This is a genomic window from Paraburkholderia sp. RAU6.4a, from assembly GCF_050435625.1.
Classification (GTDB): domain Bacteria; phylum Pseudomonadota; class Gammaproteobacteria; order Burkholderiales; family Burkholderiaceae; genus Paraburkholderia; species Paraburkholderia tuberum.
On record NZ_JBNDKQ010000002.1, the window covers coordinates 1289209 to 1311112 of the forward strand.

A 21904-nucleotide genomic window follows, 5' to 3' on the forward strand; every position below is an offset into this window, starting at 1 on the left:
AGGCGCGCGGGCCGCGCGCAGCAGCGCATCCTAAGTCGGCGCGTCGCGCGTCGCCAACCCGTTTTACCTCCTGTTACAGCCCCGCGCGCCGGCTTCCCTGACTCCGGCAGCCGCGCCAAACCCACTGCGCCGTTGGCTGCGCGCCGCAACCACCTGCCGCGAACGGGCTCGTCAGGTAGAATTGACGGCTACACGGGCGCATTGCGCGCCCCCACGGACTCTCATCTTCTCGCATGAATACCGAACGCAACGACGCGCCCGCGACATCCAATTTCATCCGCAACATCATCGACGACGACAACCGCACCGGCAAATGGAGCCAGCGCGTCGAAACGCGCTTCCCGCCGGAGCCGAACGGCTATCTGCACATCGGTCACGCCAAGAGCATCTGCCTGAACTTCGGCGTCGCGCGCAGCTACGGCGGCGTGTGCCATCTGCGCTTCGACGACACCAATCCGGAGAAGGAAAGCGTCGAGTACGTCGAGTCGATCATCGACTCGGTGCGCTGGCTCGGCTTCGAATGGGAAAAGGACCGCACCGAGCATCTGTACTTCGCGAGCGACTACTACGACAAGCTGTACGAGTTCGCGGAGCTGCTGATCCAGCGCGGCAAGGCTTACGTGGATAGCCAGTCGGCCGAGGAAATCCGCGCGAACCGCGGCTCGGCCGCCGAAGTCGGCACGCCGTCGCGCTTCCGCGAGCGTTCGGTCGCGGAAAACCTCGACCTGTTCCGCCGCATGAAGGCGGGCGAGTTCAAGGAAGGCGAGCACGTGCTGCGCGCGAAGATCGACATGTCGTCGCCGAACTTCAACATGCGCGACCCGGTCATCTACCGCATCCGTTTCGCGCATCACTACCGTACCGGCGACACCTGGTGCGTGTACCCGATGTACGACTACACGCACTGCATCTCGGACGCGCTCGAAAACATCACGCATTCGCTGTGCACGCTCGAATTCGAAGACCATCGGCCGCTGTACGACTGGATCCTGAACGAACTCGCCGAGGCCGGTGTCTTCGGGCGTCCGCTGCCGCAGCAAATCGAGTTTTCGCGTCTGAACCTGACCTATGCGATCACCAGCAAGCGCAAGCTGCTGCAACTCGTCAACGAAGGCCATGTGGAAGGCTGGGACGACCCACGCATGCCGACCATCGTCGGCTTGCGCCGGCGTGGCTTCACGCCCGAGTCGATCCAGCTGTTCTGCGAGCGCATCGGCGTGACCAAGGTCGACTCGTGGATCGACATGAGCGTGTTCGAAGGCGCGCTGCGCGACGATCTCGACGAGAAGGCGCCGCGCATCGCCGCCGTGCTCGATCCGGTCAGGCTGATCATCGACAACTTCCCCGAACGCCTCACCGAGCCGTGCCACGCACCGGTGCATCCGCATCATCCGGAACAGGGCATGCGCGAGTTTCCGATTTCGCGCGAGCTGTGGATCGAGCGCGAGGACTTCGCGGAGACGCCGCCGAAGGGCTACTTCCGCCTGTTCCCGGGCAACAAGGTGCGGCTGCGCTACGGCTACGTGATCGAATGCACGCACGCGGACAAGGACGAGAACGGCAATATCGTCGCGGTGCACTGCAACTACTTCCCGGACAGCAAATCGGGCACCGAAGGCGCGAACAATTACAAGGTCAAGGGCAACATCCACTGGGTCAGCGCGGCGGCCGCGTGCCCGGCCGAAGTGCGCATCTACGACCGGCTGTTCAAGGAACCGCAACCGGACGCCGGCGGCCGCGACTTCCTCGAAGCGCTGAATCCGGACTCGAAACGCGTGGTCCAGGCCTACCTCGAAACCGGCGCGCGCCATGCGCTGCCGGAGCAGCGCTACCAGTTCGAGCGCCACGGCTACTTCGTCGCCGACCGCGTCGATTCGAAGCCGGGTAAGCCCGTATTCAACCGCATCGTCAGTCTGCGCGACAGTTGGGGCAAGCCGGCCTGAGCCCGCGCCAGCGAGGGCCCGGCGTTGCGGGCCCATCCGGGTTGCCGGATGTTTCGATCGACACTCACTGCGCTCGCCTGAGCGCGCCGTTCCGGGAGGTCCGATGAAGGTTGCAGACCGCCACGGGGAAGGGTCTGAAGGTAGGGTTCGCGTCGCACGGAGCGCGTGCGGCTCACGCTTCCCGCGTCTGCTGCGCGGCATGCACAGCGTGCTGCTTACGCTGACCGCCTGCGGCGCGCTCGCGTTCGCCGGCCCCGCCCGCGCGGATGAACTGACCGGCACGCTGAGAAAGATCCACGACGACGGCGTCGTCGTGCTCGGCGTGCGAGAGGCGTCGATCCCGTTCTCGTACTTCGACGGCAAGCGCACGGTCGGCTACTCGCAGGCGATCGCGATGCAGATCGTCGATGAAATCAGGAAAACGCTCGGCATGGCGCAGCTGCGGGTTCACGAAGTCACGGTCACGTCGTCGAACCGCATGCCGATGCTGCTGAACAACCAGATCGATCTCGAATGCGGCTCGACCACACACACGGTCGAGCGCGAAAACGTCGCCGCGTTTTCAGACAGCTTTTTCCAGTACGCGGTGCGCATGATCACGCGCAGGAACAGCGGCATCACCGATTTCCCCGATCTGGCCGGCAAGCCGGTCGTGACGACCGCGGGCACGTCCGACGAGCGCCTGCTGCGCAGCCTCAACACCGACAAGCAGCTGAACATGCGCATCATGAGCGTGCGCGACCATCAGGACGCCTTCAACGCGATGAAGGACGGTCACGCGGTGGCGTTCGTGATGGACGAGCCGATCGTCTACGGTTTCAAGGCGACCGACCCGCATCCCGACGATTTCATCGTGACGGGCACGCCGCTTGGCTACGAGGTTTATGCGTGCATGTTCCGCAAGGGCGACGAGCCGTTCCGCGCGCTCGTGAATCGCGTGATCGTGCGCTCGCAGACGTCCGGCGACGCCGAGCGTCTGTATCGGCAGTGGTTCACGCAGCCGATTCCGCCGCATGGCATCAACGTCAATTTCCCGCTGTCGGAGCAGAACCGCGCGTTGTTCGCTCATCCGAACGACCACGCGCTCGATTGAAGGCTGCGTGCGCCGTCTATAGCGACCGGTGCAACTCCGCGAGCGACAGCGTCGTCTCGAAGAGCCGCGTCAGACTACGGCTCGCATAGCGCGGCACCTCTTCGATCGACGCCCAGCGGTAGTCGTCCATTTCGGGGATCAGCGTGCCGTCCGAGCGGCGCGGAAACAGCGACGTGCAGGTGCACGTGCTCAGATCGAGCTCGCCGGCACCCGCGCGCGCCGCGAACAGATGCAGGTCCTTGTCGCGCCGGTAGACGAACAGGCCGAGATCCTTCAGCCGATCGGCCTCGAGCGCGATGCCGGTTTCCTCGACCATCTCGCGCAGCGCCGTCACGTGCGGCGCCTCGCCGTCCTCGCCCTGGCCTTTCGGGATGTCCCAGTGCGTCGTTTCGGTGGCGTGCGCGAGCAGCACGCGTCCGTCGGGATCGAGCAGCACGATCCCGCACGAGACGATTCGCGGGCTCATCGCGCAGCCTCACTGCATGCACCTCTCGCGCCGCGCTCACGCATACTCAACGCTTCTGCAGTTGCCAGGCGCCACCTTCCTTGCAGAAGTTCGGACGCAGGTTCATCGATTGCCCTTTCGCATTGAGTACGACCCCGAGGGTGCGGCAGGTGCGTCCGCCGTCGGTCGAGGTGCTGTCCATCGAGATGGTCGCGTCGATCTTCACGCTATTGCCGGTGCCGTCGTTGACCCACGTGAAGCTCTCGCCGTCCTTCCTGTCATTGAGCGCGCTCATGACCGCATGCTTGATCGAGGCGTTGTCACGCTGTCTCATATAAGTGATCGGCGTGTCGCTCAGAAAGCCGAGGTTCGCCGCTTGCGCGCCGATCGCCGCACCGAGCAGGAGGCTCGCGGCACTGAGGTGGAACAGCACACGGGTTCGCGTCGACATGTAAGACTCTCCTCGAAGTGTGCACGGCGCGCACGGGCGCACGGCGGCTTTTGATCCTGACCTCAAAAGCATAGCATGCACACTTCGGCAGGCAGCGCGCCATCGACGCGCCCATCAACGCGCGGCGGCCGTCCCCTGCAGGCGGAACGTGTTGACGACGTCGCGCAGCATCTGCGCCTGCTCCTGCATCGACTGCGCGGCGGCCGCCGCCTGTTCGACCATCGCCGCGTTCTGCTGCGTGGTCTCGTCCATCTGCGCAATCGCGAGATTGACCTGCTCGATGCCGCGGCTCTGCTCGTCGGACGCGGCGGAAATCTCGCTGATGATGTCGGTCACGCGCTTCACCGCATCGACGAGCGACTCCATCGTGCCGCCCGCCTTCTCGACGAGCGTCTTGCCGCTGCCGACGCGCGCGACCGAATCCTCGATCAACGTCTTGATCTCCTTGGCCGCGTCGGCGCTGCGGCGCGCGAGGTTGCGCACCTCGCCCGCGACGACCGCGAAGCCGCGGCCCTCCTCGCCGGCGCGCGCGGCTTCGACGGCCGCGTTCAGCGCGAGGATGTTGGTCTGAAACGCGATGCTTTCGATCACGCCGATGATATCGACCACCCGCGCCGAGCTCGCCGCGATGCTCTGCATGTTCGCGACGACGTGCTGCACGGCCTCGCCGCCCTCGCCCGCGAGCTGCGACGCCGAGCGCGCCATGCGATTGGCCTGCAGCGCGTTGTCGGCGTTCTGCTTGACGGTCGCCGTCAGCTGCTCCATGCTCGCGGCCGTTTCGCCGAGCGACGACGCCTGCTGTTCCGTTCGCGCCGACAGATCGAGATTGCCCGCGGCGATCTCTTCGGCCGCGACCGTGATCGTTTCGGTGCCGCCGCGAATGCGCCGGATCGCGTCGGCGAGGCGGCTTTGCATGCGCTGCATCGCGAACAGCATGCTTTCCTGATCGTCGCCGGCCAGCGTGACCGGGCACGACAGATCGCCGTCGGCGATCGTCTCCGCGACGCTCGCCGCATAGGCGGGCTCGCCGCCGAGACTGCGCTTCACGTTGCGGATGATCAGCACGAGCGCGACGGTGCTGAAGCTGCCGATCACGAGGATCGTCAGCAGATAGCGCAGCAGGTCGGCGCGGAACGCCGCGTCGATGTCGTTGACGTAGACACCCGAAATCAGATACCAGTCCCACGCGGCAAAGCGCTTGACGAAGCTGATCTTCGGCACGCGCTCGTTGTTGCCGGCGAGGCGGCCCATGTAATCGACGAAGCCCTGCCCGTGCGCCTGCGCGACCTTGACCATTTCGACGAACAGCAGCTTGCCGTCGCTGTCCGCGTAGTGCGACACGTCCTTGTTGCGCAGATCGGCGAGCACCGGATGCATGATCACGACCGGCGTGGCAGTCGACACGATCATGTAGCCGCTGCCGGGGTAGCGCATCGCGGAGAGCCGCGCCAGCGCCTGCTGCCGCGCCTGTTCGGGCGTCAGCTCGTGCTGGTCGGCGCGCTGCGCGTAGTCGGCGACGATACCGTACGCGCTTTCCACGACGTTCTGCACCGCCGACTTGCGCTCGGCCAGCATCGTCGCGCGCGACTGGCATGCGGCCCAGCCGCCGAGGCCGAGCAGGCCGAGCCACGTAATCAGCAGCGCGAGCCAGAGTTTGGTGTTGAGGCTAATTCGGTTCACGCTGATTCCTCCATCGCGGCGCGTCACACGGTTCTGTTGAATTAACGGCGCCGCGCGCGATTTCCTGAGTCGGGAAACACCCGAAGCGAGCCGTACGAACACGCGACAGCCTGACAGCCACCGGGGCGCAACATTTGCACAAAAACAAAAAAGGGTTACAGGCGTGAGGCCTGCAACCCTTCGATGATTCTGCTCATCGACGCGCGCATTAAAGGCAACCAGCTCTTACCACTATTCAACGGTGCCTGGATCGTCAGAGCGCTCGAACAAGACGATCAAATCGTCGCAGGCAATTCGACACCGCTCCAATTCCTTTTCGGGGACCACCGAGAAATGCGCGCGATCATTACGCACCGGAGCAATCGCCTTTATGATATCTTCAAATTCTCTTTTATCTCGGAATCGCGATTTAAAATGTGTCCAAGCCACATTGCTTATAATTAACGCTTGCAGATCACCAATGTACATGCACGACATGATATCTCGACTATCCGGCTGTCTGCTTAGCCTGTATTGCTTAGCGCTCTTCTCCTGGATCTCCAGAATTTTTTCCCACGTTTTGTCGCCCAGTATTTTTCGCATGGTTGGCAACGCGCTATGCCCAAAAGCAGCAACGTACGTGCGCAATACGACATCCCTGAGCAGTAGTTCAGCTTCCTCGATCAAACGCCAAGTCTCGTGGGTTTTCCCTTCACCACTGTGCGCCACGAGCGAAGATTTGAAATAAGACCAGAACAGCTGATTAGCCGGCAACACTCGCTTTTCCAAAAAGAGCGCAACGCCGGTATAGCAAAGCTCGTCTATAACCCGCGAGGCCGTAAATTGATTAAGACGCGCATTGAACAAGCGTTGAGCAACATCACCAAGACTCAAATTCTGCACATTGCATAGAGCGGTTGCGACACACAGAGCTTCAGGGGTCAGCGATCCAATCCAATTATCCAAAAGTCCTCTATTGCGGGACAGTACGATTTCGGAAATCGTCTCGGTATCCAAGGCGGTGATCAAAGTTCCTGACAATTCATCCACAAACCGGGTCATTAGTCCCGCGTGACCACCGGTTTCTGCATAAACGAAATCGGCATAGAGCCCTTGATTCGATTCATTCCCGTTGAGAGAGTGTCGACAATATGTCGCAACGTCATCCTTGGACAAATTATTAATTGTGATTGGAGCTGCTCGACTGCCGATCGGTGAAGTGCTGTCCTCTGAAAGTTTATATAGGTGCTGCGCACCAGCGAAGACAAACGACAAGTACACCGGGCGAAGTTCAGCTTCACCGTACAGCAAAGCAAAAAGATTATCTTGGAAGCCTCTCGTGAACCGATCATTCAAAATTCTTTTGGCTTCGTCAAGAAGAAAAATGAGATGGATATCCACCTCACCACAGCCGCGACCGAGAATTTCTAGATTCGAAATAAACTGTGTCAGCGAGTCGCCTGAGCATCCCGACTCATTCGAATTGGAAAAAGTGAATCCATCGATTTGCCGCGCGCACTGTGCTGCTGCGGCCTCAATTAGAAATGAGAAAAAATCAGTAGATGTTGCTTCGATAGGCAAACGCATTAGATCGACATACACTGGTACGTCGAGACTTGCTAGCGTACTGACGTTCGCCTTTTTCATAGAGAGTACTTCTGTCAGCTTTCGGAGCAGAGTCGTTTTGCCAGACTGACGCCCACCAAACAACAAGACCGCCCCATGCTTTTTGGCCGCTCTTACCACTTCGTTGATCAGTTGATCACGACCGACACACAACGTCGATTGCTTGGAGTTCGAATTTTTATCCACGAGTAATTCCTTGGCCGAGTTGCAACCAACGACGCAAAAGTTCAATTGATATCGACGCGTTGTCGTCCATCAACTTTACAATTTGATAACCTAAAAGGTGACGTAGATTTACCCGACTATCCCCAGATTTTTTTACCAGCTCCTTAATTGGTAAGGTGCCACCGGCCTCAACGATAGCCACGCATGCATCTAGCTCATCAGGATAGTCACGCGAGAAGCGATCCAATACTTCTTGAAAATCCTTTCCTGCAACCTCGAGATACCGATCCGTAAGACTTTCGATCATTTCCGGGCGAACATTAAGCGGCCTTTGCGTATGCTGTTCCGACAAAAAGCTACATAATTGCCTTGTGAAGAACGGATGCCCGCCAGTCAATCGAAAAATAAGCTCGCACGCGTTTGCTGGGATATTAATGCCCATACCCCGCCCCAAAACCTGAACCATTGTTGTAAGTTCCTTTGGTTGCAGCAAAGGAAGGTATATTTCTCTGAAAAAATTGAAGACAGGATTATCTTTTCTGTCAAATTGAGAAACTTCGGCAATTGCTGCATTCGCGCCCGTAACTATAGGTACGAAGTCCGCCGACTCCTGCGAAACGCCTCGGATATAGCTGAAGAAATCAAAAAATCCACCGAATCCTTCCTTCCCCAATCCGTTCGGAAGCAAGCGCTCAATTTCATCCAACATTAAAACGATCTTTGGTTTTGGACTCGACGCGCTTTGCTCAATAGCTTTTAGTGCTTGCGTCAAATCGGAATCGAAAGCCGTGGCAATAGGAAAATCTGCGGGGACGTCAAGAAAATCCGGAAATGCTTGGCCGATGCGCCATTTCACCCCTTTTAAGCCGACCTTTATGCTCGAACGATGTAGTTCGGCCCCAAGCTTCCAATACAGCCAGCGTGTGTTCGCGACGTCCGCTGGCACCCGGAGCAAATCTACGTACAAAACTATGTCGCCGGCCTCGGTGCCACGACGCTCCACCTCTTTCAATATAGACGTCTTGCCTACTTTCCGGAGTCCGAAGATACCTGCCGCAGTGCCAGTAGATATCGCATCGCGTAGTTCCGCTAGCGGCTTTTCACGACCAAAAAACCTACGTCCCGATACGGGAGAATTCAGCGCAAATAGGTCCCGGCGATACAGCCATTGATCAAGCACGGTTCGAAGCGTTGCCATCGCATCAAGACTTGTCTCCAATTCCGACTGCGTTAATGGCACGATGGCCGGAACCGACCGAGTGCGATCTTCAATCCTTCTAAATAGCGTACTTTGTAGAGTTTCAGGAAGAGAGGATACGATCACAATTGCGACTTGCTCATCGACCAAGCCCGATTCGCCTTCGATCTTCGCAACTCTGTCGATACCTTCAAGATCTGACCGAGTAATGTCTGATTTAAAAAAACATCTAATAAGTAGGCCACCCGCTATGCCGTAGCTCTCGAGAAGTTCCGGTCTATCAACCTCAACGACAAAGTCAGCTCCGGCAGTAGCTTGGTCGAAAAGTTGTGCTCGCAGCACCTTGAATCCGGCTTTTTGGATGAACTCAAACGCCACATTTCCACGGTGATGTTGAATTCGCACGCTAGCGACTTGCATCGCCAAGAGATCGGATCTTGGTAACGCCTGTTTTCCAGTCTTACTGTGCGCCAGCACCCGCTCGGCAGCTTGATAGGTTTCAAGCGCTTTTTTAAGATCTAGATGCGTGCCCTTCTTAATATAGATTCGGGCTATGGCCAGGAGAAAGATTCCCTCGTTCGCCGTCTCATTTTGCCGGGCAAGACGAAGTCCTTCCTCAAAATAGCGCAACGCCAGATTACTGTCTCCCATGGAATATGCGAGATTTCCGGCGTCATCGCGCAGCTTCGAATTATTTGGAAATAGCGCAATGCATTTTTGATAGATGCGCATTGCTTCCGCCCGGCGATTTCGATTTTTCTGCATCGCCGCATAGCTGGTAGCCAACTGCACGGTTGGGAATTTTTCCAAGCCCCGTTCGTAAAGTCTTTCGGCTTCCGCGAATTGCCGGTTATCTCTTGCGAGGATGGCTTGCGCTAGAATTTCTGCCGCGGCTTTTGGGGCAACCGGTTCGCGGTCAGTACCTCTAGATTCGGCTTGAACTGAAGTGTCGAGCGATAAATCACGTGCTTGGAAGCCGAGTTCATTCTTGACCACGGTGAATGTGACCCGATCACCCGGCTGGGGCGATGCGTCTTTGTCGAGGAGTTCTGCAAAGCTAAAAAATATTGTCGCCCCGGCGGAATCGCGGATCGTCCCACACGAAAGACTCGTCTCAATCGTTGCAATAGTGCCGTCACGCGTCTCACTAGACTCGCTGGTTTCGTCCGGCACTTCCTGGTGAACATCCGTAGCCAGCGTTCCGCGCGGAACGCTTTCCTTCTGATATACAACGCGGTCGCCACTTCTCAGTACGAGCGCCACGGATCGCAACGATCGCCTATGCACGATGAGCTTTTCCTCCCCGTCCGCAGGCTCGTCGGGGATAATAAATCCGTACCCGCCGCGATCATCGTAGTTTTCGACAGTGCCCCGAGCGTATGCTTTCATCGTTTTCTCTCGCGATAGGTTTTGCGAAGAGTATAGCGAATCGCGCAGCGCGAATACGCCGGCCACGGCGCCGTGCCCAACTGAGCAATTCAGGAACGGAAGCATCAGCTATGGCCGACAATCGGCGGCCGCACTTTACTTGGACGAATGGCGGTTCCTCCATCGTAAACAGACTCTCAAGGACCGGTCTCAATTTCCCGCACTTGACCGTTGATTCACCGCACTATGCGGATCCATTCCGCTTCACTGCGCAGCATGTGAAGAATCAATCGCGAAATGATCGGGCATGCGCGGGCGGTGGCGCAACGTGAAGAGCGCGCCTCCACTCAAGACGTGGCACGCGACGCGTTTTGCAAGCGCGGGAGGGACTTCGGACGCCGGGCGTACTGCTCAATCCCGACACTCGAACAGGTGAGCGGTGCGACCCCGCCTTATGTATTGCTGAAATTTGCTTACATCTGCGCTTCCACAGATTCAGAATGCAAAAAGCCCAGCGGGCGAACGCTGGGCTTAGTACCTGATTTACTGGTACGGCAGGAGGGGCTCGAACCCCCGACCCTCGGCTTAGAAGGCCGATGCTCTATCCAGCTGAGCTACTGCCGTATGGATCGATATCTGCATGAAACCGGCACTCGCGGCGAGCCGCCCGATTTCCCACAAACTAAAATTCTAACTGACCTGCAGCCAACCGGGCCCGGATTATAACCGATCGCCCGGCGCGCTCAGACCGGCTGCGGATGCAGCATGAACCAGCCGAGGAACAGGATTCCCGCGATCGCGCAGTACGCGCCGAACGACGCGAGACGTCCGCGGCCTTCGAAATAGCGCATCAGGAAACGCACGCTCAGGTACGCTGCGATCGCGGTCAGCACGCCGCCGAGCACTGCGTCGGCAAGCTGGCTCGGCGCGTGAAGCAGCTTCGGCAGTTCGAGTACCCCAGCCGCGAAAATGATCGGCGTGCCGAGCAAGAACGAAAACTCGGCGGCTTTCTCGGTGGTGAGGCCGGCCGCATTGCCGGCGATCATCGTCAGGCCACTGCGCGAGAAGCCCGGAATCAGCGCGCCGATCTGCGCGAGGCCGACGAAGAACGCCTGGCGCAACGTCAGCTTTTCCGGCGCCTGATGCGCGCGCGCGCGTTGCAGACGATCGCCGAACCACAGCAGAACGCCATTCACGATCAACGCAATCGCGACGATCCGCAGATCATGAAAAAGCGCCTCGAGGCGCTTTTCCAGCACGAGACCGACGAGGCCCGCCGGAATCGTACCGATGATCAGCGCCCACATCATGTGACCGTCGTCATTGCGGCGGCCGCCGAGCGACGCGAAGAAACCGCGCACCAGTGCATACCAGCGCGCGCGGAAGTACCACAGCAGCGCGAACGCGGTGCCGAGATGCAGGGCGACGAGGAACGGCAGCAGTTGCGGCGCATGCTTGTCGATATGCATGTCGAACAGGGCTGGCACGAGCAGCGTGTGGCCAAGGCTGCTCACCGGAAACAGTTCGGTAACGCCTTGCAGCACGCTCAGAAAAATGAGAAACGACAGGTTCACGCGGCGGTCCTTGTAAGCAAAGTGTCGGGAACTGCGCGCCGCACAAAACGGGGAGCCGGCGCGTCAAAGGCGCACCGATTATGCCTGGCTACACACCCAGCGCCAAGCGGTTAGGCCACATTCGGAGAGATATTGACGCGCCGCGTCACAACTCGACACCGTTGTTACGCGAGAGCAAGAAAGCGGGCGGCGGATTCGTCGCGCGCGTGCTGTGAAAGCAGGGAATGAAACCAGCGGATCAGCGTTTGAGAGAGTGGAAGAAGTAGTACGTGCTGGCGGTGAATATACCGAATAAGGCCACCGCCATTGCCGTTGCGAGATCCATGATGCCTCCTGAGCCGATTCGCCCGGGAGTCGGATGGACCGGACGCTCCGACGGATTATCAATAGGATTCGCCCTTTTCCGACACCCGCAATTTCCCGGGAAGGGTTTCCCCGTAGCGCAAAGCAGCGCAAAATCGCGGTTTCGCCGCGCGAGACGCAGTCGCCGCGAATGGCGCAAAACGCCGCTTCCATGCAGATGCAACGGCCGCCGACCCACGCGGCCGCTTTGCGCGACCCTCAACCTCTATCTGGCTAGCTATTGACCATGCCCCTCTCCCCGGAACAGGACATTCTCGAGATCGCCCATGACGCTTCGGTGCTCCGTTTTTCGCCGCAAGCCGGCGGCCGTCTGCTGTCGTGGACGATCGACGGCGAAGAGGTGATTCACTGGCCCGAGCACGCCGACTGGAGCGTGCCCGCGCGGATTCGCGGCGGCAATCCGCTGCTGTTTCCATTTCTCGGCCGTCATCGCGTCGGCGGCAAGATCGGCTATTGGCGTGACGCGCGGGGCACCGTGCGCGAGCTGCCGATGCACGGCTTCGCGCGCGACCTGCCGTTCGAGCCTCACGCCGACGTGCATGGCGCCGGCCTGCGGATGGTTCTGACCGACAGTGAAGCGACCCGCGGCTCCTATCCGTTCGGCTTCCGCTTCGAGGCCGCCTACGAGCTCATCGATCCGCGCACGCTCGACGTGACGCTGACCACCACCAATACCGGCGACGCGCGCCTGCCCTACTACGCCGGCCATCACTTCTACTTCACGCTGCCGCACACGCAGCGCGCGCAAACGACGCTCGAACTGCCGCGCACCGAGCGGTGCCGTCAGCTCGAGGACGGCTCGATCAGCCCCGCCGAGCCGGGCGAAGCGAGCTACACGCTCGACGAAGACCGGATCTACGACCGCTTCCATTGCCTGATCGGCACGCCCGATCGACCGGTGAGGGTCGATGCGCCGGACATCGATCGCGTGATCACGATCGATCTGCAGCGGCCCGGCTCGGTGCCCTGGTACGCGGTGACGACGTGGACTGAAACGCCGCAATCGGACTTTTACTGCGTGGAGCCGTGGCTCGGGTTGCCCGATGCGATCCACAACGGCCGAGGTTTGCGCTGGCTCGAGCCGGGACAAACCGAAACGGCGGCACTGCGCATTACCGTCGAGAAGACCAGCTGATACGCCGGCGCCGGCGGCGAGCCGCTCGAAGCGGCCGCCCGCCACTTCGCTCCCCTCGCCGGGGGGCGCAACACAAAACCGTTAGAATCGAACGCTTTGTCAGTCTGTGCCGCGTGATCGGGATCAGCGCGCGGCAGTGCTTTGCGAGGTCCAATGCTGGAAACGACAAGAATCAAACGACTCGGCTGCGCGGCATTGCTCGCGCTGCTCGCCGCGTGCGGGTCGGCGCCGGTGGGGCCGGGCTACTACCGGGTCGAACGGGGCGACACGCTGTCGAAAATCGCGCGCGGCAACCGGCAATCGGTGCAGAACATCGCACGCTGGAACAACCTGACCAATCCCGACAGCATCGAGGTCGGCCAGGTGCTGCGCGTCGCGCCGCCAGGCGGCGCGGCGTCGACGAGCGGCGCGATCCGCAGCGGCGGTGGCGGTAGCAGCAGTGGCAGCGCGAGCGCGGCGGTCGCGCCGCGTCCTGCGCCCGCGGACACTGCGCCGGCGACCGCGCCCGCACCGATCTCGCTGGTATGGCCGGCCGACGGCACGGTGTTCCGCCGTTTCGACGGCGGCAACTCGAAGGGTATCGATATTGCCGCGGCGGCCGGCACGCCCATCGTCGCGGCGGCGCCTGGCACCGTCGTCTATGCGGGCAACGGTCTGCGCGGCTACGGCAATCTGCTGATCCTCAAGCACAACGCCGACTATCTGACCGCTTACGCGCATAACCGCGCGCTGTTGGTGAAGGAAGGCGAATCGGTCAAGCGCGGCCAGAAAATCGCCGAAATGGGCGACACCGATACCGATCGCGTGATGCTGCATTTCGAACTGCGCTACCAGGGCCGTTCGATCGATCCGTCGAAACAACTGCCACCGCGCTAGGCGGCGGGCGCGGGAACCCGCCGTGCTATAAACGCTCAATTCGAAGCGGCGTGGCTGCGCGCCACGCCCTTCCGTTATTTGCAAGGAATCTGAAATGAAAAGCCCATTGGCGCGCGTCGCGACGGCGGCGACGATCAGTCTTGGCCTCCTGACGCTCGGCGGCCTCGGCGGCTGCTCGACCACGACCACGATGACCTATCTGCCGAGCGGCGACACCGGCTTCGCGATCAACTGCAGCGGCAGCGACGCCAGCACGAGCTGGGCCGAGTGCTACAAGCGCGCGGGCGAAACCTGCGGCAACTACGGGTACGACGTGGTTTCGAAAGACGTCGACAACGGCGCGACGTCGGGCGGCACGATCGGTGGGATTTTCGGCGCGAATGTGAAAAACCGTTCGATGGTCATCCGCTGCAAGCAGTAAAAGGCAGCGCGCCGAGCGGCACGCGTGGCCGCCGAGCGTCACCGCTTAGCGGCGTCGCCAGCGCCCGGAGCGCGGATCGATGCGCGCGGCGAAGCGCACCAGCAACGCGAGCGCGATTAGCCACACGCCGACAAAAATGATCACCCCGGTCATGAGTCTCGCGCCGAAAAAAATAATCCGCCATCATCGGCCGCACATGTGAATTCGCGGTGAAGATCGCTGCGGCAGGTTAAACATCCGCGTAAATCCATTAAAAAAAAGCCCGGCACGAGGCCGGGCTAACGGGGGTTCGGCGCATATCGGCAAAGGACCGGTTCACCATGCGCCAGAACGAAATCTAACAATCCGCATTTCCAAGCGCAATGTATTAATTTTGCGGCCAATGTTACACGGCGTACGGATTCCGCAATCCGTGAATCGGAAATGTCGGAATCAGACCGGCTTAATGCGCCGCAGCTGGGATACTCCACACGCCAAATCATTCAAACCCGGAATGTCGGAGTATCGCACCGGCTAATGTTCCTGAGCTATCGGCGGAAAGTCCCGCCAAACCAGCAGAGGAAAGACGTCTGGCCGAATAACACTAACTCATTCGGCAATAACGCCGCTTTGGCTTGCGAATATTAACTTGGTGCGCAAACGCACGTAACGCATCGATTAGTCGCGGCAACTCTTCCGAATAAGCGTCGATACTGCTTCGCAATAAATTCGCGAATAGTGAAATATTTAACATTGACAATTCCGCCGACAATATTGAAACCGCATTCAAACTCGTTTCAGTTTTGAATATTCGGACGATTAATAGCCGGTGCTGACGGGCGGCACGCCTCGTGTGCCGCCGTCGTTGAATCCGCCGGCATCCAGGTTCAGAATCCGATTCAGTCAGCGCTGCATAAAAAACCGCCCGGCACGTTGCGCAAGGCCGCCACGCGGCCCGCCGGTCCTTGCCAATAGTTTATAGTGACGGCCCCGTCCGACCCTGTCCACGATGACTTCCAACGACGCCTCCCAAAGCCCCCTTTATGCGAAGCTGCTCGGCGAAACCGCCAAGATCGGCTGGAGCGAACTCGAACGTTTTTTTGCGCGCGGCATACTGCTGCACGTCGCGCGCGACCTCGATCTCGTGAGCGTCGCCGAGGCAATCGCCAACGACGACACCACCCGGGTCGCCCAATGGTTGTCCTCCGGCCTCGTCGTGCGCGTTCAGTCGGAGACGGCCGCCGATTTCGCCGCGCGCGACCCCGAGCTGTGGGCCGTCGTCGTCTCTCCTTGGGTGTGCGTGCAGGAGCGCTCTTGAACGACGCGAGGACGCCCGATGCCGGTATGCCCGATGCCGGTATGCCCCCCGCCGCGCGATCCGAAACCGCCGCACACCCAGCCAGCGCGCCGACGCTGCCGGTGCGCTGGCATCGCCGGGTGCTCGCGCTCGCGTTGCCGATCGTCCTCGCGAATCTGACGCAACCGATCCTCGGCGCGGTCGACACGGCCGTCGCTGGTCATCTGGACAGTGCCTCTTACCTCGGCGGCGTCGCGCTCGGCGGGCTCTTCTTCAACTTCGTGTTCTGGGGCTTCGGCTTCCTGCGCATGGGCACGACCGGCCTCGTCGCGCAGGCGCACGGCGCGGGCCGCAGCGACGAGTTGCGCAACACCGTCGTGCGCGCACTGCTGATGGCGGCCGCGATCGGCGCACTGGTGCTGCTCGTGCAGCAACCGCTGATCGACTATGCGCTGGGGGCGATCGGCGGCAGCGACGCCGTGCAGCGGCACGCGCAGGTTTATTGCCACGCGCGCATCTGGGCCGCGCCGCTCGCGCTCGGCAACTACGTGATACTCGGCTGGCTGCTCGGCACGCAGCAGGTGCGGCTCGCATTGCTGTCGCAGGTCTTCATCAACAGCGTGAACATCGCTGCGGTGCTGCTGTACGTGTACGCGTTTCATTGGGGCGTGGCCGGCATCGGCGCGGCTACCGCGACCGCCGACGCGCTCGGCTTCGTGCTCGGGCTCGCCCTGCTATGGCACGGCAGGCCGCGCGGCCTGCCCGCGCTGAATCGCGCCGCCTTGTTCGACGCCGCCGCGCTGAAGCGGCTCGTCGTGCTTAATCGCGACATCTTCGTGCGCACGCTGTGCCTGCTGTCGTCGTTCGGCTGGTTCGCGCATCTCGGCGCGCGGCAAGGCGACGCGACGCTCGCCGCGAACGCATTGCTACTCAATTTCCAGACCTTCATGGCGTACGGGCTCGACGGTTTCGCGCACGCGGCCGAGGCGCTGGTCGGCGCGGCGATCGGCGCGCGCGATCGTCACTCGTTCGCGCAGGCGGTCAAGGTCACCGCGCTGTGGTCGGCGCTCGGCGCGATCGGCTTCTCGTGCGTGTACTGGGGCGCGGGCGCGTGGATCATCGAGCGGCTGACCGATCAGGCCGCCGTGCGTGCCGCGGCCGAAACCTATCTGCCGTGGGCGGCGCTGTCGCCGGTCATTTCGGTGTGGGGCTTCCTGCTCGACGGCGTGTTCATCGGCGCGACGCGAACGCGCGAGCTGATGATGTCGATGGTGGTGTCGCTTGCGGTGTTCGTGGCGGCGTCGTCGGCATTGCTCGCGTGGCACGGCAATCACGGACTGTGGATCGCGCTGCTGATCTTCATGGCCACGCGTGGCGCAACGCTCGCGCGTTACCTGCCGGGCGTGTCGCGGGGGATCGCGGCTGCCTAGCGCGGTGCGCTGGGCACCGTTGGCTATTCGGCGGACGACAGACCGTTACGGCTTGAAACAAGCGCATACATATCGCATAACGAGCGCGTCCTGGAATGCTCTCAGCCCGTGCTCTCCGCGCGAACAGTCGGCACGGGTCAGAAGTGCCGGCGTGCCCGCGCCGGTGCTTCGCTTTCCCCGCCCTTTCCCGCTCGTTTTCACTTCAACGAGCGCTCACTGCGCGACGGGCGCGGGCACCATCGCGGGCGGCCGATCGTCGGTGGGCACGCCGTGGTAGTCGGCGGGATCATGTGGTGGGCTGCCGCGATGCGCGGACGGATTGTCCGCACAGCCGGCGACGCCGGCGCACAACAGCAAGGCAAGAGTCAGAACGCGGGTCATTTTGCAATCGTCTCCGGGACAAAGCGATGGCGGAGGTCCGCCATCGCGCCGAGAGTCTAACCGCAAAGCGCGTTCGGCGACGCCATCACACACCTCGTGCGTCGCCCGTTCCAGTTCGTGAGATTTCACCGGACCTGCGCTACTATGGGTTCATGGCTGAACCTACCGGGAGACTGCCATGGACGGTGAATCGATCGCGGGCCTGATCGGGCTCGCAATAGGCCTGATCGTGCTGGTGGCGTTGTCGATCTTCGAATCGCGGGCCTACCGGCGTGAACACGATGGCGAGGGCATGCTGCATCACTGGACGCATCAGCATCTACATATGCCGCATTGGAGGCGTCCAAGGCATTGATGCGGGTGATCTTCAACTCTGACCGAATGGCCTCTGGCCGCGGCACCGGCATGTCACGGTACCTCAGTCGCGCGTCCGCTCGATGACGCGTTGACCGGCGTTGCGGCGCCTGCGCGCATCGAGGTCCGCTGGACGTGCGCAACGCCTTTCCGGTTCTTTGGGCATACCTACATCGAACGACGACGCTTCCTGCGTCGCTCTCTCCTTCTGCGCTTTCGTCCAAGGCCTCACTGCATCGAGCTTAACGGGTGATGGGCACATGCCTTGCTGGTTCCGATCCAGCAACAGACGCGCGACACGCGCGTCTGTTGTCGCGGCGCGCGCGCCAAACCAGCGTGAAGATGCGGCCAGCGATTTCGCGGCCCCCTCAAAAAGGAGAACGCCATGACCGTCGGAACCATCCTGCTAATCGTGCTCATCCTGCTGCTGATCGGCGCGTTGCCAAGCTGGCCGTATAGCAGCGGCTGGGGCTATCGGCCGACTGGACTCGTCGGCGTCGTGCTGATCATCGTGATCGTTCTGCTGTTGATGGGGCGTATATAGCCCACCGCGAGGCCGGCGCGAGCCCGCTACGGTGAACGTCGTTGCCCATGCGGTTAGGGCCGCCAAGGGATTGACGCTCCTGCCCGCACCCCCTATACTCTCGGATTCGTCGGAGCGTAGCGCAGCCTGGTAGCGCATCTGATTTGGGATCAGAGGGTCGTAGGTTCGAATCCTATCGCTCCGACCACGAAAAGCAGCTCGAAACCCGCGAAGCCTCCGGCTTCGCGGGTTTTTGCTTTTTTGGCTCGCGTTCAGGTGGACGCCGACAGCCGACCCGTCAGGCACTCGCCTTGCAAATCATCACCTGCGCATGCGACAGTGCTTGAGGCAGGTACCTCGCTGCGAAGACGCGCAAGCCCGCCGCAACGCCATCCCAAGCCGCTCAAAAAGGAGACTCCCATGGACCTGATCCTCTGGCGTCACGCCGAAGCAGAAGATGTCGCCGCGAGCGATCTCTCCCGCGCGCTCACCACGCGCGGCCGCAAGCAGGCGCAGAACGCCGCGAAATGGCTGCGCGCCCGTTTGCCCAACGACGCGGTCATACTCGCGAGCCCCGCCGTGCGCACCATCCAGACCGCCGAGACGTTGAGCGACCAGTACCGCGTCGTGCGCGAACTCGCGCCGAACGCGAGCGCGAACGACGTCCTGGAAGCGGCCGGCTGGCCCGGCGGCATCGCGCAAACCGTCGTGATCGTCGGCCATCAACCGACGCTCGGCCACGTCGCCGCGCAACTGCTCGGCGACAGCCGCGCGAGCTGGCCACTGAAAAAAGCCGGCATCTGGTGGATCGAGAGCCGGGAGCGCAACGGCGAAGATGAGGCGGTGTTGCGCGCCGCCATCAGCCCCGATCTGATCTGAGCGCGCGTGTCGCGCGACACCTCCGACATTACAGGCACCCACGCGAGGGCTTACGGGCAGTCATCCAATCGTCACGGCTTTGCCATGCGAGCGTCACCGCGCGTTACTACATTGGCGAAAAAAGAAATCCTCACTCTTTTCGACCAGGACAGCCAATGCGAGAACTGCCGACGCCCACCCTGCCCTTCGCCTCGCTTTTCGAACCGCGCCGTCTGCCGCGCGCCGAGGAAACGGTCACCGCGCAGCATCGCCTGCAAGTGTCGTGGGCGCGTACCGACGAAGAGCTGCGTGAAGCGCAGCGTCTACGCTATCGCGTCTTCGCCGACGAAATGGGCGCACGCCTCAGCGGCCCCGCGGGCCTCGACGTCGATGCCTTCGATTCGTACTGCGACCATTTGCTGGTACGCGATCTCGACACGTTGAAAGTAGTCGGCACGTATCGCGCCCTGCCGCCGCATCAGGCCGCGCGCATCGGCCGTCTATATGCGGAAAGCGAGTTCGACGTGTCGCGTCTCACGCATCTGCGCGCGAAGATGGTCGAGGTCGGCCGCTCGTGCGTGCATCCGGACTATCGCAGCGGCTCGGTGATCATGTCGCTATGGGCTGGGCTCGCCGCGTACATGAAGCACAACGGCTACGAGACGATGCTCGGCTGCGCGAGCGTCGCGATGGCCGACGGCGGCCACTATGCGGCGAACCTGTATTGCTCGCTGCGCGACAACGCGCTGACCGCGCCCGAATATCGCGCGTTCCCGCATACGCCGCTGCCGGTCGACGAACTGCAGACGGGTGCCGCCGTCGCGCCGCCCCCGCTCGTGAAGGGCTACTTGCGTCTCGGCGCGAAGATTTGCGGCGCACCGGCGTGGGACCCCGACTTCAATACCGCGGATTTCCTGACGCTGTTCCGTCTGTCCGATATCAACGCGCGCTATGCGCGGCACTTCCTCGGCGATGCGTTGCCGCGATAAGCTGCGCCGAGATACGAAAAAGCCCTGCATTTGCAGGGCTTTTTTTGTTCGTGCACACGCCGCGAATCGACGCGTGCGTCGATCCGCATCGCGTCAATCGTCCGTATAAACGACACGGTACGGAATCCCGACTTTCTCCCACTCCGCCGCCTCCTGGATCAGGCTGTAATCCGTCAACGGATTGTTGGCGACCCACTCGTTCGGCAAACGCACCTCGTAACCGCCGTTCGCCTGAGCAACCGTGATGCCCGGCAGGCCGACGTCCGCGCGTCGACGGCACAGCAACGCCGCGAGCCGCAGACAGAACAGCAGCGGCCATTCGACGTCGCGCGTCTGCGACAGCTTGCCGAGCTTGCCCGCGTGGCCGAGCACGAGCGCGGCGAGGCGCGCCTGGTCGGTACGCGAAAAGCCCGGCATGTCGGCATTGCTCGCGATATAAGCCGAGTGTTTGTGATACGCGCTATGCGAGATCGACAGGCCGATTTCGTGTAGCGACGCCGCCCAGCCGATGAACATGCGGTTTTCCGCGCGGCGTTCCTCGTCCGGTTCGACGAACTGGTCGTAGAAGCTCGTCGACAGATCGCGGATGCGCCCCGCCTGCGGGCGATCGATGCCATAGCGGCGCATGAAGCCCTCGACCGTCACCGTACGCATGTCCTCGTGCTGCGAACGGCCGAGCAGGTCGTACATGACGCCGAGGCGCAGCGCGCCGTCGGTGGTGTCGACATAGTCGACGCCCAGTTCGTCGAACACCGCGATCATGATCGACAGCCCGCCCGCGAGCACCGGCACGCGGTCGCTCTTCAGCGCAATCAGTTTCAGCCGGTTGACGTTTTCGGCCTTGATCAGCGCGCGCTTGAGCCGCTCGAGGCCGCCGCGCGAAATGCCGTGGGTGACGCCCGCATCGTTGAAATTGTTCGCCTCGACCAGTTCGGCGAGCGCGCGCGCGGTGCCCGACGAGCCGATCGCCTGCTCCCAGCCGGTCTTCTTGTATTCGGCGGAAATGATCTGGATTTCGCGGCGCGCGGCGAGCTCGGCCTGGCGCATCGTGTACTCGTCGACGTTGCCGGCCGGGAAAAACGCGCGGCTATGGCTCACGCAGCCGATATACAAGCTCTCCATCATGATCGGCGTGTAGTGCGAGCCGATGATGAATTCCGTCGAGCCACCGCCGATATCGACGACGAGCCGCTTGCCCGCGCTCGCCGGCACCGAGTGCGCGGCGCCCGCATAAATCAGGCGTGCTTCCTCGCGCCCGGCGATCACTTCGATCGGAAAACCGAGCGCGGCCTCCGCCTCGCCGAGAAATTCGCCCGCATTCTTCGCGATGCGCAGCGTATTGGTCGCGACCGCGCGCACGTGGTCCGGATGAAAATCGCGCAACCGCTCGCCGAAGCGCTTCAGCGCATCCCAGCCACGCACCTGCGATGCGCGATCGAGCATCTTGTCGCTCGATAGTCCGGCCGCGAGCCGCACCGGCTCGCGCAAGGCGTCGACCTGATAGATCTGGCTGCCCGCGTCGGTTTCCTCGACCCGGCCCACGATGAGCCGGAAGCTGTTCGAACCGAGATCGACGGCGGCGAGGAGATGAGGAATATTGACCATCGGGTAAGCGTACTCCATGCGCGCGAGCGCCGCGGCTGCGGCCGAGGGCGTGGCGGCGGACTCCGGCAGCGCCACGCGCCGGCCCGGCGCCTTCGGCGCATGGTGCGCGTCGCGGCCAGCCGCACTGTTCAAAGACGCCATTCTAAGCGTAGCAGCCTTCACGGTGTCACC

At 61.8% G+C, this 21904-nt stretch carries 19 protein-coding genes and 2 tRNA genes; 12 read left to right on the plus strand and 9 right to left on the minus strand.

What is annotated here, in order from left to right; all coding sequences use genetic code 11:
* The first annotated feature begins 233 nt into the window (after positions 1 to 233).
* Together OKW40_RS10595 and OKW40_RS10600 are read left to right on the plus strand one after the other, a co-directional pair.
* Positions 234 to 1943, plus strand: a complete 1710-nt coding sequence (locus OKW40_RS10595) for a glutamine--tRNA ligase/YqeY domain fusion protein (protein ID WP_429489651.1) — start codon at positions 234 to 236, stop codon at positions 1941 to 1943.
* 103 nt (positions 1944 to 2046) lie between these two features.
* Positions 2047 to 3036, plus strand: coding sequence for a transporter substrate-binding domain-containing protein (locus OKW40_RS10600; protein ID WP_429489653.1), 990 nt, complete (start codon positions 2047 to 2049; stop codon positions 3034 to 3036).
* 16 nt (positions 3037 to 3052) lie between these two features.
* On the opposite strand, the gene OKW40_RS10605 is transcribed toward OKW40_RS10600, so the two are convergent.
* The 7 genes from OKW40_RS10605 to OKW40_RS10635 form a co-directional block, all read right to left on the minus strand.
* Positions 3053 to 3502 carry an NUDIX hydrolase gene (locus OKW40_RS10605; protein WP_184061458.1) on the minus strand — a complete coding sequence of 150 codons (450 nt, stop codon included), beginning with the start codon at positions 3500 to 3502 and terminating at the stop codon, positions 3053 to 3055.
* 46 nt (positions 3503 to 3548) lie between these two features.
* Positions 3549 to 3932 (minus strand): RT0821/Lpp0805 family surface protein, encoded by a 384-nt coding sequence (locus OKW40_RS10610; protein WP_090801080.1) that lies wholly within the window; start codon positions 3930 to 3932, stop codon positions 3549 to 3551.
* Between the two features lie 114 nt (positions 3933 to 4046).
* A complete protein-coding gene (locus OKW40_RS10615) occupies positions 4047 to 5612 on the minus strand; it encodes a methyl-accepting chemotaxis protein (protein ID WP_429489655.1) in 1566 nt (521 codons plus the stop codon).
* A 231-nt stretch (positions 5613 to 5843) separates the two neighbouring features.
* Positions 5844 to 7403 (minus strand): hypothetical protein, encoded by a 1560-nt coding sequence (locus tag OKW40_RS10620; RefSeq protein WP_429489657.1) that lies wholly within the window; start codon positions 7401 to 7403, stop codon positions 5844 to 5846.
* On the minus strand, positions 7396 to 9969 hold the full coding sequence (locus tag OKW40_RS10625; RefSeq protein ID WP_429489659.1) for a cold shock domain-containing protein: 2574 nt from the start codon (positions 9967 to 9969) through the stop codon (positions 7396 to 7398). Before OKW40_RS10625 ends, OKW40_RS10620 begins: the two co-directional genes overlap by 8 nt.
* Positions 9970 to 10495: 526 nt before the next feature.
* Positions 10496 to 10572: transfer RNA gene (locus OKW40_RS10630), tRNA-Arg, on the minus strand.
* Between the two features lie 119 nt (positions 10573 to 10691).
* Positions 10692 to 11522, minus strand: coding sequence for an undecaprenyl-diphosphate phosphatase (locus OKW40_RS10635; RefSeq protein WP_429355882.1), 831 nt, complete (start codon positions 11520 to 11522; stop codon positions 10692 to 10694).
* A gap of 589 nt (positions 11523 to 12111) precedes the next feature.
* Here OKW40_RS10635 and OKW40_RS10640 point away from each other — a divergent pair.
* From OKW40_RS10640 to OKW40_RS10660, 5 genes are all read left to right on the plus strand, one after another.
* A complete protein-coding gene (locus OKW40_RS10640) occupies positions 12112 to 13020 on the plus strand; it encodes an aldose epimerase (protein ID WP_429489660.1) in 909 nt (302 codons plus the stop codon).
* A 153-nt stretch (positions 13021 to 13173) separates the two neighbouring features.
* Positions 13174 to 13896, plus strand: a complete 723-nt coding sequence (locus OKW40_RS10645; RefSeq protein WP_090801087.1) for a peptidoglycan DD-metalloendopeptidase family protein — start codon at positions 13174 to 13176, stop codon at positions 13894 to 13896.
* Positions 13897 to 13990: 94 nt separating this feature from the next.
* A complete protein-coding gene (locus tag OKW40_RS10650) occupies positions 13991 to 14317 on the plus strand; it encodes a hypothetical protein (protein WP_018433468.1) in 327 nt (108 codons plus the stop codon).
* A gap of 988 nt (positions 14318 to 15305) precedes the next feature.
* Positions 15306 to 15614, plus strand: coding sequence for a DUF2288 domain-containing protein (locus tag OKW40_RS10655; RefSeq protein WP_090801091.1), 309 nt, complete (start codon positions 15306 to 15308; stop codon positions 15612 to 15614).
* A 26-nt stretch (positions 15615 to 15640) separates the two neighbouring features.
* On the plus strand, positions 15641 to 17023 hold the full coding sequence (locus OKW40_RS10660) for an MATE family efflux transporter (protein ID WP_429491949.1): 1383 nt from the start codon (positions 15641 to 15643) through the stop codon (positions 17021 to 17023).
* A 213-nt stretch (positions 17024 to 17236) separates the two neighbouring features.
* On the opposite strand, the gene OKW40_RS10665 is transcribed toward OKW40_RS10660, so the two are convergent.
* The gene (locus tag OKW40_RS10665) at positions 17237 to 17404 is read right to left on the minus strand and encodes a hypothetical protein (RefSeq protein ID WP_167368601.1); all 168 of its coding nucleotides are present in this window, start codon (positions 17402 to 17404) and stop codon (positions 17237 to 17239) included.
* A gap of 178 nt (positions 17405 to 17582) precedes the next feature.
* On the opposite strand from OKW40_RS10665, the gene OKW40_RS10670 reads away from it, so the two are divergent.
* The 5 genes from OKW40_RS10670 (at position 17583) to OKW40_RS10690 (ending at position 20128) form a co-directional block, all read left to right on the plus strand.
* Positions 17583 to 17759, plus strand: coding sequence for a hypothetical protein (locus tag OKW40_RS10670; protein ID WP_018421224.1), 177 nt, complete (start codon positions 17583 to 17585; stop codon positions 17757 to 17759).
* Between the two features lie 384 nt (positions 17760 to 18143).
* Positions 18144 to 18302, plus strand: coding sequence for a DUF3309 family protein (locus OKW40_RS10675; protein WP_090801093.1), 159 nt, complete (start codon positions 18144 to 18146; stop codon positions 18300 to 18302).
* A gap of 110 nt (positions 18303 to 18412) precedes the next feature.
* Positions 18413 to 18489 (plus strand) — tRNA-Pro (locus OKW40_RS10680).
* 212 nt (positions 18490 to 18701) lie between these two features.
* Positions 18702 to 19160, plus strand: a complete 459-nt coding sequence (locus tag OKW40_RS10685) for a SixA phosphatase family protein (RefSeq protein WP_184061447.1) — start codon at positions 18702 to 18704, stop codon at positions 19158 to 19160.
* Between the two features lie 155 nt (positions 19161 to 19315).
* Complete coding sequence (locus OKW40_RS10690) at positions 19316 to 20128, plus strand: GNAT family N-acetyltransferase (protein ID WP_184028352.1); 813 nt, start codon at positions 19316 to 19318, stop codon at positions 20126 to 20128.
* A 93-nt stretch (positions 20129 to 20221) separates the two neighbouring features.
* Here the strand turns inward: OKW40_RS10690 and ppx are convergent, their stop codons facing one another.
* Positions 20222 to 21874, minus strand: a complete 1653-nt coding sequence (gene ppx, locus OKW40_RS10695) for an exopolyphosphatase (RefSeq protein ID WP_184061446.1) — start codon at positions 21872 to 21874, stop codon at positions 20222 to 20224.
* Between the last annotated feature and the right edge of the window lie 30 nt (positions 21875 to 21904).